At 61.0% G+C, this 13,967-nt stretch carries 14 protein-coding genes; 12 read left to right on the top strand and 2 right to left on the bottom strand.

The features are described 5' to 3' along the window. Positions 1 to 238: 238 nt before the first annotated feature. The 8 genes from AC07E3_RS08515 (at position 239) to AC07E3_RS08480 (ending at position 7,715) form a co-directional block, all read left to right on the top strand. The gene (locus tag AC07E3_RS08515) at positions 239 to 946 is read left to right on the top strand and encodes a metal-dependent hydrolase (protein ID WP_478361179.1); all 708 of its coding nucleotides are present in this window, start codon (positions 239 to 241) and stop codon (positions 944 to 946) included. 92 nt (positions 947 to 1,038) lie between these two features. Further along, positions 1,039 to 1,326: an Asp-tRNA(Asn)/Glu-tRNA(Gln) amidotransferase subunit GatC gene (gene gatC / locus AC07E3_RS08510; protein ID WP_007006738.1), complete on the top strand. Its 288-nt coding sequence runs from the start codon at positions 1,039 to 1,041 to the stop codon at positions 1,324 to 1,326. 60 nt (positions 1,327 to 1,386) lie between these two features. Beyond that, entirely contained in the window at positions 1,387 to 2,868 is a 1,482-nt protein-coding gene (gene gatA / locus AC07E3_RS08505) for an Asp-tRNA(Asn)/Glu-tRNA(Gln) amidotransferase subunit GatA (RefSeq protein WP_478361177.1), read from the top strand. A gap of 41 nt (positions 2,869 to 2,909) precedes the next feature. Continuing rightward, entirely contained in the window at positions 2,910 to 3,719 is an 810-nt protein-coding gene (locus tag AC07E3_RS08500) for a YdcF family protein (RefSeq protein ID WP_459439990.1), read from the top strand. A gap of 592 nt (positions 3,720 to 4,311) precedes the next feature. Further along, positions 4,312 to 5,712: an L-serine ammonia-lyase gene (locus AC07E3_RS08495; RefSeq protein WP_478361175.1), complete on the top strand. Its 1,401-nt coding sequence runs from the start codon at positions 4,312 to 4,314 to the stop codon at positions 5,710 to 5,712. 72 nt (positions 5,713 to 5,784) lie between these two features. Next, entirely contained in the window at positions 5,785 to 6,219 is a 435-nt protein-coding gene (locus tag AC07E3_RS08490) for a DUF1489 family protein (protein ID WP_336064921.1), read from the top strand. Between the two features lie 66 nt (positions 6,220 to 6,285). After that, complete coding sequence (locus tag AC07E3_RS08485; RefSeq protein WP_336064920.1) at positions 6,286 to 7,023, top strand: vWA domain-containing protein; 738 nt, start codon at positions 6,286 to 6,288, stop codon at positions 7,021 to 7,023. Next, a complete protein-coding gene (locus AC07E3_RS08480; RefSeq protein WP_478361173.1) occupies positions 7,020 to 7,715 on the top strand; it encodes a DnaJ domain-containing protein in 696 nt (231 codons plus the stop codon). Before AC07E3_RS08485 ends, AC07E3_RS08480 begins: the two co-directional genes overlap by 4 nt. A 47-nt stretch (positions 7,716 to 7,762) precedes the next feature. Here the strand turns inward: AC07E3_RS08480 and AC07E3_RS08475 are convergent, their stop codons facing one another. Beyond that, positions 7,763 to 9,025 carry a serine hydrolase gene (locus AC07E3_RS08475; protein WP_478361171.1) on the bottom strand — a complete coding sequence of 421 codons (1,263 nt, stop codon included), beginning with the start codon at positions 9,023 to 9,025 and terminating at the stop codon, positions 7,763 to 7,765. A gap of 437 nt (positions 9,026 to 9,462) precedes the next feature. On the opposite strand from AC07E3_RS08475, the gene clpS reads away from it, so the two are divergent. From clpS to AC07E3_RS08455, 4 genes are all read left to right on the top strand, one after another. Further along, entirely contained in the window at positions 9,463 to 9,792 is a 330-nt protein-coding gene (gene clpS / locus AC07E3_RS08470) for an ATP-dependent Clp protease adapter ClpS (RefSeq protein WP_336067519.1), read from the top strand. 8 nt (positions 9,793 to 9,800) lie between these two features. Then, on the top strand, positions 9,801 to 12,260 hold the full coding sequence (gene clpA, locus AC07E3_RS08465; RefSeq protein WP_478361169.1) for an ATP-dependent Clp protease ATP-binding subunit ClpA: 2,460 nt from the start codon (positions 9,801 to 9,803) through the stop codon (positions 12,258 to 12,260). A 110-nt stretch (positions 12,261 to 12,370) separates the two neighbouring features. After that, positions 12,371 to 13,120: an AzlC family ABC transporter permease gene (locus AC07E3_RS08460; RefSeq protein WP_336064913.1), complete on the top strand. Its 750-nt coding sequence runs from the start codon at positions 12,371 to 12,373 to the stop codon at positions 13,118 to 13,120. Further along, entirely contained in the window at positions 13,117 to 13,467 is a 351-nt protein-coding gene (locus AC07E3_RS08455) for an AzlD domain-containing protein (RefSeq protein ID WP_336064911.1), read from the top strand. Before AC07E3_RS08460 ends, AC07E3_RS08455 begins: the two co-directional genes overlap by 4 nt. A gap of 1 nt (position 13,468) precedes the next feature. On the opposite strand, the gene AC07E3_RS08450 is transcribed toward AC07E3_RS08455, so the two are convergent. Continuing rightward, entirely contained in the window at positions 13,469 to 13,894 is a 426-nt protein-coding gene (locus AC07E3_RS08450; protein ID WP_336064909.1) for an HIT family protein, read from the bottom strand. Between the last annotated feature and the right edge of the window lie 73 nt (positions 13,895 to 13,967).

The raw sequence follows: 13,967 nt of genomic DNA, 5'->3' as shown, positions 1-13,967 counted from the left end.
GGTCTATCGAACGTCCTTCGGATCGGCCTGATTTGCACGGCCTACTTTGTCGCAAGACCTTGAAAGACGTGAAGTCTTCCCGCGGTCCTGCTTCGCGTATCCGCACAAATCAGGCCGACCATTGCGACCATATTAATAGGTCCTGACCCTAGCGCTGCGGCGGTTACACGAAAAGCCGCCATTGCGCGATAGCCGCCACTGACAGCGCGGCGCGACAACCGACAAGGAGGACAATTCCATGGACCTGACCTGGTACGGGCATTCCGCATTTCGCGTGGATGCGGGCGATGCGCATATCCTGATCGATCCCTTTCTGAGCGGAAACCCCTCCTGGAACAATGGGTGGGAGGAGCCGGCTGAAGGCGTGACACATGTGTTGCTCACCCACGGCCATGACGATCACATCGGCGATGCGGTCGATATTCTGAAGAACACCGGCGCCATGCTGGTCGCCAATTTCGAAATCTGCATGTTCCTTGTCGGCAAGGGCGTGGACCAGAACCGCATCAACCCCGGCAATCACGGCGGCACCGTCGATTGCGGCGGCTTCACCACCACCTTCGTCAACGCGCTGCATTCCTCGTCGTCTGCGGGCGAGGGCGGTGCGAACACCTATCTGGGCAATCCCGCCGGTCTTGTCCTGCATTTCCCCGGTGACAAGACGCTCTATCACATGGGCGACACCGACATTTTCGGCGACATGGCGCTGATTCAGGAATTGCATCAGCCCCATATCGGCCTCGTGCCGGTTGGCGACCGCTTCACCATGGGCGGCGCGGTGGCGGCCCTTGCCTGCCGGCGCTATTTCAAGTTCGAGACGGTGCTGCCTTGCCATTTCGGCACGTTCCCGATCATCGATCAGACCGCGCAGAAATTCATCGAGGGGATGGAAGGTTCGGGCGTGAACGTGCCGGCGCTGAAGGTCGGCGACACGATTTCGCTATAGCAATTCCGGTGCGCCGGAGCGCGTTGGCGGTTGCACGCCGCCCGCGCGCCGATTATAGCCGTGGCGCAGCCAATAAGCGCCTGGAGAAAACCATGTCCGTGGACATCGATACCGTGAAGCGCGTTGCGCGCCTTTCCCGCATTGCCGTTGATGAGGCCGATGCAGAGCGCATGACCGGCGAACTGAACGCCATTCTCGGTTTCGTCGAGCAACTGAACGAAGTGAATGTCGAGGGTGTCGAGCCGATGACCTCCGTCATCCCGATGGCGATGAAGAAGCGCCAGGACGGCGTGACCGACGGCAGCAAGGCTGACGATATCGTCGCCAATGCGCCTGCTTCGGAAGACAATTTCTTCGTCGTTCCCAAAGTGGTCGAATAAGAGCGCCCCGCTTCCAAACCCATTTGCCCTGAAGGGCCTCCGGATTTTCACGGATCTTCCATGACAGAGCTCACCAAACTCACAATCGCCGAAGCGCGCGAAAAGCTCGCCGCCAAAGCTTTCACCGCCACCGAACTGACCGAGGCCTATCTTTCGGCCATCGACACGGCCAACGAAAAGCTGAACGCCTATGTCGCCGTCACGCACGACAAGGCGCGGGCGATGGCAAAGGCGAGTGACGAAAAGATCGCCAGGGGCGAGGCGGGCGCGCTGGAAGGCATTCCGCTCGGCATCAAGGATCTTTTTGCCACGCAAGACGTCCACACCCAGGCGGCCAGCCACATTCTCGATGGTTTCAGGCCGAAATACGAAGCCACCGTCACGGCCAATCTGTGGGCCGACGGCGCGGTGATGCTCGGCAAGCTCAACATGGACGAATTCGCCATGGGGTCGTCCAACGAGACGTCATACTATGGTCCGGTCATCAACCCATGGCGCGCCGAAGGCTCCAATGCCGATCTCGTTCCCGGCGGCTCTTCGGGCGGTTCGGCCGCAGCCGTTGCGGCATTCCTGTGCGCGGGGGCGACCGCAACGGACACGGGCGGCTCGATCCGCCAGCCCGCCGCCTTCACCGGCACGGTCGGCATCAAGCCGACCTATGGCCGCTGTTCGCGCTGGGGCACGGTGGCCTTCGCCTCCTCGCTCGATCAGGCAGGGCCGATTGCGCGCGACGTGCGTGACGCGGCAATCCTTCTGAAGTCCATGGCGTCCGTCGACGACAGGGACACGACCTCCGTCGATCTTCCGGTACCTGATTACGAGGCTGCGATCGGTCAGTCGATCAAGGGCATGAAGATCGGCATTCCGCGCGAATACCGTCTCGACGGCATGCCGGAGGAAATCGAGGCGCTGTGGCAACAGGGCATCGACTGGATGCGCGATGCGGGCGCGGAGATCGTCGACATCTCGTTGCCGCACACCAAGTACGCGCTGCCTGCCTATTACATCGTCGCGCCTGCCGAGGCGTCTTCCAACCTCGCGCGCTATGACGGCGTGCGTTATGGGCTGCGCGTGCCCGGCAAGGACATTGCCGACATGTATGAGCAAACCCGTGCCGCCGGTTTTGGCCGTGAGGTCAAGCGTCGCATCATGATCGGCACCTATGTGCTGTCGGCCGGCTACTACGACGCCTACTACCTGAAAGCGCAGAAGGTACGCACACTCATCAAGCGCGACTTCGAACAGGTTTTCGATCAGGGCGTGGATGCGATCCTGACGCCGGCCACGCCGTCGGCTGCCTTCGGCGTTGCTGATCAGGAGATGGCGTCCGATCCGGTGAAGATGTATCTGAACGACATTTTCACCGTGACGGTGAACATGGCGGGCCTTCCGGGCATCGCGGTGCCGGCCGGACTTGACGCAAAGGGGCTGCCACTCGGCCTGCAGCTCATCGGCAAGCCGTTTGAAGAAGAAACGCTGTTCCGCACAGCACACGTGATCGAACAGGCCGCAGGCCGTTTCGCACCGAACAGGTGGTGGTAATGCCCATGGCGCGGCTCGCTTCCTGATAGAAAGGCCGCGTCATGTTCCATTTCATCTCCGCGATTGGCTGGCTGTTCCTGCAGCCACTCGGCCTTGCCGCAATCCTGATTGCGGTGTCGTTGGTCACCGCTTTTTTCGGCTGGCGCCGCCTGTCCATGATGGCAGGCGGTCTCTCTTTTCTGGTTCTCTTTCTGTCCGCCTGGACGACGCTTGGCGCGCTTCTTCTCGGACCGCTCGAAGACCGTTTTCAGAAGCCCGACCCCGTCCCGGAGAGGGTTCACGGCATCGTTGTTCTGGGCGGCGGGCTGGAAGGCTCCATCAACAGCGCGCGCGGCGGCCACGAGCTGAACGCCAGCGGTGACCGTTTCGTGGAGGCCGCCATCCTTGCGCGCCGCTTCCCGCAGGCAAAAATTCTCATTTCCGGCGGGCAGGGCGCTGTATTCCTGAACGGTGAGGGCGATGCGGACACCGCACCGCGCCTTTTGACCGCACTGGGCGTCGACCCAGACCGCCTCATCCTCGAAAATCGCTCGCGCGATACCTATGAGAACGCTGCCTTTTCCAGAGAGATGGTGCAACCGGCGGCGGGTGAGACCTGGCTGCTCGTCACCTCCGCCTTCCATATGCCGCGCGCCGTCGGGGTGTTCCGCAAGGCCGGTTTCCCTGTAACGCCATGGCCGGTCGATTATAAGACGGCCGGCAATGAGAAGCCGGGCTTCGCGGAAGACAACGCGCTCGATTCGCTGCGCAATGTCACGGTCGGGATACGCGAGTGGATCGGCCTCGCCGCCTATCGCATCGCGGGCAGGACAGACGCGTTTTTGCCCGCTCCGGAGGCATCCTTGGACTGAGTCGTGGTGGCTTTTTCGGGGTATGATGGTGCAATGCAGCAAAATTGTCCGTATTTCGCCACATCTCTTGAAAATTCCTTTACGCCTGCAAGTGATTGATTGCGCTATGAAAGCCCGGTTTTCTAAGGCTTTTTAACTGTTTCGCAGCCGTCATTTTGCCGTTTTTGGACTTGCGGAAGCCTGCGCGGAGGAGTATCTCCCGCCGTCACGGATCGGCGATCGGGATCATCCCGTTCGGAGATCGGATAACAAAACGGGATATGCATGGACGATAGCGTTGAGAGATCCTGCTGGGGCGTGACCGCCAAAGCAGTGATCGGGCTTGCGGGAATAATCTTTCTGGCATGGCTCTTGATTGGCGCCGAAACGGCAGCGGTCGTGGCAACGGCAGGCTGAACCACCAGCAAAACCGCACAGCACCGGTTCTCAAAAGTCAGAGGGCGCAGCGCAACCGCTGCGCCCTTTGCTTGTTCGGGGAAATCGCCTACATCTTCGCATGTCGCGGTCACGCCAGAGCATGCCGCGCCGCAACCCGCTAATGGCCGCAGACCACTGGAAACTTTCTTGTGGTTACATTCTGGAGCCTTCGCCCATGTTCCTTTCCGTTTTCGACCTGTTCAAGATCGGTATCGGACCGTCCAGCTCGCACACGATGGGGCCGATGACGGCGGCGGAGCGTTTCCTGGCTGAGATCGCGGGCGATGACTGGCCGCGCCCGGCGGGAAGCGTCGTGCACCGGCTCTCGGTGAGCCTGCATGGTTCTCTCGCCTTTACCGGTGTCGGGCACGGCACGGACCGGGCGGTCATACTCGGGCTTGCAGGCTACAATCCGCTGACCGTTGATCCCGACCGGATGGACGGGCAGCTCGCCACCATCGCCGCCGACAAGATGGTGCGGCCGGCAGGGCATCCGCCTTACCATTTCGACCCGGAAACCGATCTTGTGCTGGACAAAAAGCAGGCTCTGCCGGGGCATGCCAATGGCATGGCATTCAACGCCCATGATGTGGACGACAGGCTCCTCCTTCGGCGGATCTATTACTCCATCGGCGGCGGTTTCGTGGTTTCCGAGGAAGAGCTTCAGACACTCAAGAGCGAATCCGCAAAGCCCGCTAAGGACGATGTACCGTTTCCCTTCGCCAGCGCCCGCGAAATGCTCGCCATGGCGGCTGAGGGCGGGCTCTCCATTGCCGAGATGAAACGGGCGAACGACGAAAAGCACATGACGCGGGCCGAACTCGATGCCGGGCTGGACCGCATCTGGCAGGCGATGGACGCGTGTATCGAACGCGGCCTCTCGCAGGATGGTGTCATGCCGGGCGGCCTCAATGTGCGTCGTCGCGCACGTCATCTGCACGAAAAGCTGGACGAGGACTGGCGGCAGAACCGTCCCAACCCATTGGCTGCAAACGACTGGCTTTCCGTTTTTGCGATGGCCGTGAACGAGGAAAACGCCAGCGGCGGACGTGTGGTGACCGCACCGACCAATGGCGCGGCAGGTGTGGTGCCGGCCGTCATGCGCTACTGGCAGAAGTTCCACGTGGATGCGGACACCAACGGCATCCGCGATTTCCTGCTGACGGCGGCGGCCATTGGCGGCATCGTCAAGCACAACGCCTCCATCTCCGGGGCGGAGGTGGGCTGTCAGGGAGAGGTCGGGTCGGCCTCTGCCATGGCAGCCGCAGGCCTCGCCGCGGTTCTGGGCGGCACGCCGGAGCAGGTCGAAAACGCCGCCGAGATCGCGCTTGAACATCACCTGGGCATGACGTGCGACCCGGTTGCCGGGCTGGTGCAGGTTCCCTGTATCGAACGCAACGCGCTGGGCTCTGTCAAAGCCGTCACCGCGGCTTCACTGGCCGTCAAGGGCGACGGCAAGCATTTCGTCTCTCTGGACGCTGCGGTGGAGACCATGCGGCAGACCGGAATGGACATGAACGAACGCTACAAGGAGACAAGCCTTGGCGGCCTCGCGGTCAATGTCGTCGAGTGCTGAGCGCGTTCAGACACTGTGGAGAGCGCACGGGCCGCGCTTGACCTTCACTGCCCGCCACCCGACATTCAGGACATGGCACTGAATCTCATAAAATTGTGCGTCGGCTGTGAAAGCGTCGAGCAACTGGAGGACTGGATCGCGCTGCGCGTTCGCGAAAAAAGGGCGCGTGGCGAGCCGGCTGAACACTTCCACACGACCCGCATGGTGCCCAAGCGCGTCGAAGAACTGACGGAAGGTGGCTCCCTCTACTGGGTGATCAAGGGATCGATTCAATGCCGGCAACGGCTTGTCGACATACGCCCGTTTCGTGATGCGGAGGGGGTGTCCCGTTGCCATCTCGTTCTGGAGCCCAGACTGGTGCGTACGCAGTTTCAGCCACGACGGGCTTTTCAGGGATGGCGCTATCTGGATGCGAAGGACGCACCGGGCGATATCGGCAGTGCGGGAGACGATGCCGCGATGCCTCAGGAACTGCGCCGCGAGCTCTCTGAACTCGGCTTGCTGTAACGACCGTTCTGGCGCAGGCTTGTCGTCAGCCTTGCAACCGATCGGAACACGCCCATCTTTCTCACTATGAGCGACAAGAAAACGCCTGCACCACACCGCGCCAAAGCCGATCTCGCCGGGCCCAAGTCCACTTCGGGCGCGATCGACGCTTTCGTTCGGCATGCCCGTGCCGTTGCGCCGGTACACGGAACGGGCACAGGCCGCCTGATTCTGGCGCTCGACGCGACGATGAGCCGTCAGCCCACATGGGATCTCGCCTGCAAGCTTCAGGCGGAAATGTTCGACGCAGTCGGCAAGGCCGGTTCACTCAATGTCCAACTCGTCTATTTCCGCGGTTTTGGGGAAAGCCGCGCCTCGCGTTTCGTGCGCGATACTGATGCGTTGAAAACGCTGATGACGAAGATCGACTGTCGCGGCGGCCATACGCAGATCGGCAAGGTGCTTGCACATGCGCTGAAGGAAACGGCGCGCGAAAAGATCAACGCGCTTGTCTATATCGGCGATGCCATGGAGGAGAGCGTGGACGATCTTTCCGACAGGGCCGGGCAGCTTGGCCTGAGCGGCGTTCCGGTCTTCGTCTTTCAGGAGGGGCACGATCCCGTCGCAGAGCGTGCCTTCCGCGAAATCGCCCGACTGTCGAAGGGGGCGTGGTTTCGGTTCGATTCACGTTCGGCCGCGGAACTCGGCAGGCTCCTGTCCGCTGTCGCCGTCTACGCGACGGGCGGGCTGAAGGCACTCAGCGATCGCAACCGGCCGGAGGATCGCAGGATGCTGGAGCATCTGCGTGGCGGAAAAGACCGATGACCTTTCCCTTCTTTCTCTTTGGGCTTCTGCTGCTTCTGGTTCTCGGCGGCCTTGCATTCGTCAATGCGAGCCCGAAGCGGGTGGCCGACACACTGCGAATAGCCGGCCCCGCAGTGCTGGCGCTCGTCGGTGTGGTGATGCTCTTTGCCGGCAGGGCGGGAATCGGCGGGATGCTGATTTCAGCGGCCGCCGCCTGGTTCGGTTCGGCGCGGCTGAAGATGGCGCGGAACAAAACGCCCGGCCAGCGCTCAACCGTACGCTCCGCTGCCATCGAGATGGAACTCGATCACGATAGCGGGAAACTGTCCGGTGTGGTCCTTGCTGGCCGACACGAAGGACGCAGTCTCGCAGACATGACGCAGGAAGAGCTGCTTTCGCTCTACGCCGAACTCGAGCGCGACGAAGAGAGCCTAAGGCTTCTGGAAACCTATCTTGACAGCGAATTCCCCACCTGGCGCGACAGCACGCAGTCGGATGGCGACCGGGGGGAGGGAGTTGCGCCGGGCACGGGCCCCATGACCGAGGAGGAGGCCTATGAGGTCCTTGGTCTTGAACGAGGTGCGACCGTTGCGCAGATCAGAGAGGCTCACCGCCGCCTGATGCAGCGCCTGCATCCCGACATGGGAGGAACCTCGTCTCTTGCCGCCCGTATCAACGAGGCGCGCGATGTTCTGCTGTCCACTCATCACTGAATTTCCGCTACGCGCGACGCTATCCTGACTCATCTTCAACTCCGGTCTTACTGCTGCACGGCGTAGCAGGAGATGCTTTTCTTCTTGAGCGACGCACAGGCACCCCAGGCGTCGGACTTGCTGTCGAACCCGACGAAACGCGCGCGGTGATAGGTGATGCCGCCCTTTTCGAATGTCTCGGTGATCGGCACAGCCCGTGCGAGGACCTGGCCGGCCTTCTTCTCGGTTTCGGCGAGGAACATGAGAGCTTCATCCTCACTCGGCATAGACGCGACCTGGATCACCCAGCCGCCCGGGGAGGCTGCCCCCTGCGGCTCTGGCGCGGTGGAAGCCGTGGGCATCGGGTCGACCGCCGCAACCGTCGCACGCGGGCGCGGCACGGCAGTGTTCATGGCGGCGGCCTTGACCGGCGCCTCCGGCGCGTATGCCGTCAGCGTCTCAGCTTCCGGGCGCTCGGTTGGCAAAGGTACCTGCTTGCCGGGAATCATGGCGGCAAGCGCGGTACGTGCACCACCGGGCGCCTTGGCAATCAGCATGCGGTCGCGTCCGGTGGAGCCCTCATTCAGGTAGCGCTTGATCAGATCGGCCATATGCGCGTCGCGGCTGCGCGATGTGCGGCCACCCAGAACAACGGCGACGATGCTGCGGCCATTTGCCTGTACGGAGCTGGCAAGGTTGAAACCGGAAGCGCGTGTATAACCGGTCTTGATGCCGTCAACCCCGTTGACGCGCCCGAGAAGTCGATTGTGGTTGCCGTAGCGGCGCTTCTTGTAGGTGAAGGAGGTGGTCTGAAAGTAGCTGTAATACTGCGGATAGTGCTCGCGCAGGGCGATGCTGAGCTTGGCCATGTCGCGCGCGGTTGTCTTCTGCTGGCTGTTGGGAAGGCCATGCGCGTTCTTGAACGTGGTTCGGGACATGCCGAGTTGGCGTGCTTTAGCCGTCATCATGGATGCGAACTTGGCTTCCGAACCGCCGAGAAACTCGGCAACGGCGGTTGCCGCGTCGTTTGCGGAGCGGGTTACCAGTGCCCGGACCGCCTGATCGACAGTCAGGCTGTCGCCGGGGCGCAGCGCGATGTTCGTCGGGGGCTCGGCCGCCGCATTGCGTGACACGGGGATGCGCGTATCCTTGGAGATGCGCCCGCTCGCAAGCGCCTCGAAGATCAGATAGGCCGTCATCATCTTGGTGAGCGAGGCGGGATAGCGCGGCGCGTCGGCATTCGATTCGTAAAGCACCTTGCCGGTCTTTGCGTCCATGACAATGCCAGCATATTTGGCGTTTGCGGAAGCCTGCTCCGCAGCGCCCAGCATGACGATACCTGAAACGAAAAGTGCCGTGAGAATCCTGCCTGAGAGCCGCACAAGATTCGCTCTACCCAACAACGCCTGACGCACGATTACACCCATTTGCATCTGGTTTCAGGCCGCGAGGCATCCCCACTCGCTGGCCCATTTCCCATCACCCTATCGGCGCCGGCGTTACCAATCCGTTTATGGTGAGCCATTCGTTGACGGAATTTCTTAACATTGACTCGAAATCGAACGATCTTTCCGGTCAAAGGGTGGCAGAGATGGATCAACTGTCATGATGGCGTAGTTTTGAACGCAAAAGGCTTTCAGCCGTATTGTCAGGAACGGATAAGGGCTTAAAATTGTCAGAAGGGTACCTACATGTCCCACGTAAGGGCTCGGCACAGGGAATGGAATTTTTGAATATCGGTGAAGCCATGCAGCACGACGCCTGGCGAATGCAGGATGGCGAAGATGATGGTGACAGTTCCGACCGCGGGACTGCGGTTATTACGCGCACGAAAACCAAGACGAAGAAGCCGAGCCTCTATCGTGTGTTGTTGCTGAATGACGATTACACGCCCATGGAGTTCGTCATTCACGTGCTTGAGCGCTTCTTCAGGAAGGACCGCGAGGCCGCGACCAGAATTATGCTGCACGTACACAATCACGGTGTGGGTGAATGTGGCGTGTTCACGTTCGAAGTGGCTGAGACCAAGGTAACGCAGGTGATGGATTTCTCCCGACAGCACCAGCATCCACTTCAATGCGTGATGGAAAAGAAATGAGGTACTGAATGCCGGCTTTTTCCCAAGGCTTGGAGCGGGCACTGCATCAGGCGCTCACATTTGCCAATGAGCGCCACCATGAATATGCGACGCTCGAGCACCTGCTTCTGGCGCTGATCGACGATTCGGACGCTGCAGCCGTTATGCGGGCCTGCAATGTCGATCTCGATGCGCTCAAGGATACGGTGGTCAAATATATCGACGGCGAACTCGATAACCTCGTCACGGGCTATGACGAGGATTCCAAGCCGACCGCAGGCTTCCAGCGTGTCATCCAGCGCGCTGTCATCCATGTACAGTCGTCCGGGCGCGAAGAAGTGTCCGGGGCGAACGTGCTCGTGGCTATTTTCGCCGAACGCGAAAGCCATGCGGCCTATTTTCTGCAGGAACAGCAGATGACCCGCTATGACGCGGTCAACTATATCAGTCATGGTATCGCCAAGCGGCCCGGTGGGTCGGAGGCAAGAACGCCCCGCGGTGCGGAAGATGACGAATCCGGCGCGCCGGGGACGGATTCCGAGGAGAGTGGCAAGAAGAAGCAGGCTCAGGATGCGCTCACCGCCTATTGCGTCAATCTCAATGAGAAGGCGCGGGCAGGACGCATTGATCCCCTGATCGGGCGCGCGCCTGAAATCAACCGCACGATCCAGGTCCTGTGCCGCCGCTCCAAGAACAACCCGCTTTACGTGGGCGATCCCGGCGTCGGCAAGACGGCGATTGCCGAGGGGCTCGCCAAGCGCATCGTCGAGGGCGATGTGCCGGATGTTCTGGCGGACGCGACGATTTTCGCCCTCGATATGGGCACGCTTCTGGCCGGGACACGCTATCGTGGCGATTTCGAGGAACGTCTGAAGCAGGTCGTGAAGGAACTGGAAGATTATCCCGGCGCGGTTCTCTTTATCGACGAAATTCACACGGTCATCGGCGCAGGCGCAACGTCCGGCGGTGCAATGGACGCGTCCAATCTCCTGAAGCCTGCCTTATCGTCCGGATCGATCCGCTGCATCGGCTCCACCACCTACAAGGAATTCCGACAGTTTTTCGAAAAAGACCGTGCGCTGGTGCGCCGCTTCCAGAAGATCGACGTCAGCGAGCCGACGGTTGAGGACGCCATCGAAATCATGAAGGGGCTAAAACCCTATTTCGAGGACTTCCATAAGGTCCGCTATACAAATGAAGCCGTGAAGGCGGCGGTGGAACTTTCGGCGCGCTATATCAACGACCGCAAGCTGCCCGACAAGGCAATCGACGTGCTGGACGAAACCGGCGCCTCGCAAAAACTGCTGCCGGAATCGAAACGACGCAAGACGATCAACGTCAAGGAGATCGAGGCGACGATTGCCACCATGGCCCGCATCCCGCCGAAAACAGTTTCGGCCGATGATGAGAAGGTTCTGGCGACGCTTGAGGACGAGCTAAAGCGTGTCGTTTACGGGCAGGATGCAGCCATCACGGCGCTCTCGTCGGCGATCAAGCTGGCGCGTGCCGGCCTGCGGGAGCCTGAGAAGCCGATTGGCTCCTATCTGTTCTCGGGCCCCACGGGTGTTGGCAAGACCGAGGTCGCCAAACAGCTTGCGGCATCGCTTGGTGTGGAGCTCCTGCGCTTCGACATGTCGGAATACATGGAGCGCCATACGGTCTCGCGGCTGATCGGCGCTCCGCCCGGTTATGTCGGCTTCGACCAGGGTGGCCTGCTGACCGACGGTGTCGACCAGCATCCGCATTGCGTGCTGCTTCTCGACGAAATCGAGAAGGCGCATCCGGATCTGTTCAACATCCTGTTGCAGGTGATGGATCACGGCAAGCTCACGGACCACAACGGCAAGAGCATCGATTTCCGCAATGTGATCCTCATCATGACGACCAATGCGGGTGCGTCCGATATGGCCAAGCCAGCCATCGGTTTCGGATCGTCGAAGCGTGAAGGTGACGATATGGAGGCGATCAACCGCCTCTTTACGCCGGAATTCCGCAACCGCCTGGACGCCGTTATTCCGTTTGGCGCTCTGCCGGTTCCGGTCATTCATCAGGTCGTGCAGAAGTTTGTCATGCAGCTCGAGGCACAGCTTGCCGAGCGCCGCGTCACCTTCGATCTCTCGGAGGATGCCGTCGCCTGGCTGGCCGACAAGGGATATGACGAACGAATGGGCGCGCGTCCTCTTGGACGTGTCATTCAGGAGCATATCAAGAAGCCACTCGCAGACGAGGTACTGTTCGGCCGGCTCAAGAAGGGCGGCACGGTCCGCGTAACCGTCGAAAAGGACGATACGGGCGAGAGCCGCCTGAAGCTTGATGCCGTGCCCGACGATGCGCCGATCAGGCCGCGCGACGAGGTTCCGGCCAGGAAGAAGGCGAAACCGGCCGCCAGGAAAACGCGCAAGCCCAAATCGGCTGCCAAGCCCAAGGCGCAAAAGCCCAAGGAGCCGCCCAAGCGCAGCCTTGTGCCGCAATTGCCGCGCAAGAGCTGATAGCCGGGAACGATTTTCGAGTGGACTAATTTCGAAGGCGTGGGTGTCCCAAGCACCCACGCCTTCGTCGTATCGCCCACCGGGCTGGGCTGTGCTAGGTCGTTGGAGCGATGAGTGAGAATGCGACAGCCGAATCGAGCAGCGAAGAAAGCCACTTTGCCTGGTATCTGCGGGGCGTGCGGCGCTGCTTCTCGATACCGGGCCTGGTGCTGGTAAGCGCGTTTATCGGGTTTGCAGGCCTTGCGCGAGAGGCCGGGCTTACGCTTCCCCAGACCGTTTTCATGACGGGCGTTGTCTGGGCCCTGCCTGCACAGGTCGTGCTGGTTGGCGCGGTCCTGGCGGGCAACAGTCTGATTGCCGCGGCCTTCGCTGTCGCCCTTTCATCAGTTCGTCTGGCGCCAATGGTTGTTGCCTTGACGCCGGAAATGCGTACGCCCGGAACCCGCAAATGGGTTCTCTACGTCCTTTCCCACTTTGTCGCGATCACCTCCTGGGTGCTTGCCATGGAAAGTTTCAGGCATGTACCGCGCCATCTGCGGACGGCGTACTACACCGGTATCGGGTCCACGCTCGTTCTGGTGAATATGGGCGTGGTAGCAACCGTCTTCCTGTTGGCTGAAAGCCTGCCGGTACAGGTGACGGCAGCGCTGTTCTTCCTGACGCCGATCTATTTTCTGACCTCGCTTTGGGGTTCGGCACGCGAACGGGCAGGGCATGTGGCAATGATCCTGGGGCTGGCGAGCGGGCCGGTGTTCCATATTGTCCTGCCGGGCTTCGACCTGCTCGCCGCCGGCGGCGTGGCGGGGGGCGCCGCCTATATCTGGCATCGCATGCGCGTGAAGCGGGAGGTGGTCGGGTGAGTTTCGACGCGTTTGACGCCTGGTGGTGGCCCTATCTGTTCATCCTGCTTGCCGGCTGGCTGGCGACGGATTCGTGGCGCTATCTCGGCGTCTATCTTGGTGGCAAGATGTCTGAGGAGTCAGACATTCTGGTCTTTGTGCGCTGTGTTGCGACGGCGCTTGTGGCTGCCGTCATTGCCAATCTCATCGTTTTCCCCAGCGGCGCGCTTGCCGATTCCCCTCTTCTCCTGAGGGTGGGTGCGGCGATTGCAGGGTTCGCCGCCTATCTTCTTGCCCGCAAACAGATTCTCGCCGGAATCGTCGTTGCCGAAACCGTTCTTTTGACCGGGTTGTACGTGATCGGTTGATCTAAAGCTGGGATCGGATTTTTTCAGCCTGTTCGGCAAGCACAGCCTGATCCGCCATCTCGCCGGTATGGGGGCGCAGTGCAACGCCTTCAAAACGCGGGATGATGTGGACATGCAGATGAAACACGACCTGACCACCGGCCAGTTCATTGAACTGCTGGATGGTGACGCCATCTGCATCGAAGGCTGTTTTTGCGGCGCGGGCGAGCTTCTGGACCGTGCGCATCACCGCCGCAAGGCTGTCTGCGTCGACATCGAGAATGTTGCGTGAGGGCTTCTTCGGTATCACGAGACAGTGGCCATCGCCGCGCGGCATGATGTCCATCAGCGCAAGGGTCTCGTCATCCTCATAGAGCTTGTGAGAGGGCAGTTCGCCGCGCAGGATTTTTGCGAAAACGTTGTCGTTGTCATAGGCGGCACTGGTCATTGGAACCTCTTGTCTCAGGCAATTGCCGCCGCATTTTTCTGCGCTAATGTCCGGGCCGTCAACTCCCGGCGTC

The sequence above is a fragment of the Nitratireductor lacus genome, from assembly GCF_056431025.1.
This window is presented reverse-complemented; position numbering and strand designations above follow the sequence as displayed.

Coding starts and splice junctions, on each gene's coding strand:
- AC07E3_RS08515 (WP_478361179.1), top strand. CDS start 239: ATGGACCTGACCTGGTACGGGCATTCCGCATTTCGCGTGGATGCGGGC.
- gatA (WP_478361177.1), top strand. CDS start 1,387: ATGACAGAGCTCACCAAACTCACAATCGCCGAAGCGCGCGAAAAGCTC.
- gatC (WP_007006738.1), top strand. CDS start 1,039: ATGTCCGTGGACATCGATACCGTGAAGCGCGTTGCGCGCCTTTCCCGC.
- AC07E3_RS08485 (WP_336064920.1), top strand. CDS start 6,286: ATGAGCGACAAGAAAACGCCTGCACCACACCGCGCCAAAGCCGATCTC.
- clpS (WP_336067519.1), top strand. CDS start 9,463: ATGCAGGATGGCGAAGATGATGGTGACAGTTCCGACCGCGGGACTGCG.
- clpA (WP_478361169.1), top strand. CDS start 9,801: ATGCCGGCTTTTTCCCAAGGCTTGGAGCGGGCACTGCATCAGGCGCTC.
- AC07E3_RS08495 (WP_478361175.1), top strand. CDS start 4,312: ATGTTCCTTTCCGTTTTCGACCTGTTCAAGATCGGTATCGGACCGTCC.
- AC07E3_RS08450 (WP_336064909.1), bottom strand. CDS start 13,894: ATGACCAGTGCCGCCTATGACAACGACAACGTTTTCGCAAAAATCCTG.
- AC07E3_RS08490 (WP_336064921.1), top strand. CDS start 5,785: ATGGCACTGAATCTCATAAAATTGTGCGTCGGCTGTGAAAGCGTCGAG.
- AC07E3_RS08475 (WP_478361171.1), bottom strand. CDS start 9,025: ATGCTGGGCGCTGCGGAGCAGGCTTCCGCAAACGCCAAATATGCTGGC.
- AC07E3_RS08480 (WP_478361173.1), top strand. CDS start 7,020: ATGACCTTTCCCTTCTTTCTCTTTGGGCTTCTGCTGCTTCTGGTTCTC.
- AC07E3_RS08500 (WP_459439990.1), top strand. CDS start 2,910: ATGTTCCATTTCATCTCCGCGATTGGCTGGCTGTTCCTGCAGCCACTC.
- AC07E3_RS08460 (WP_336064913.1), top strand. CDS start 12,371: ATGAGTGAGAATGCGACAGCCGAATCGAGCAGCGAAGAAAGCCACTTT.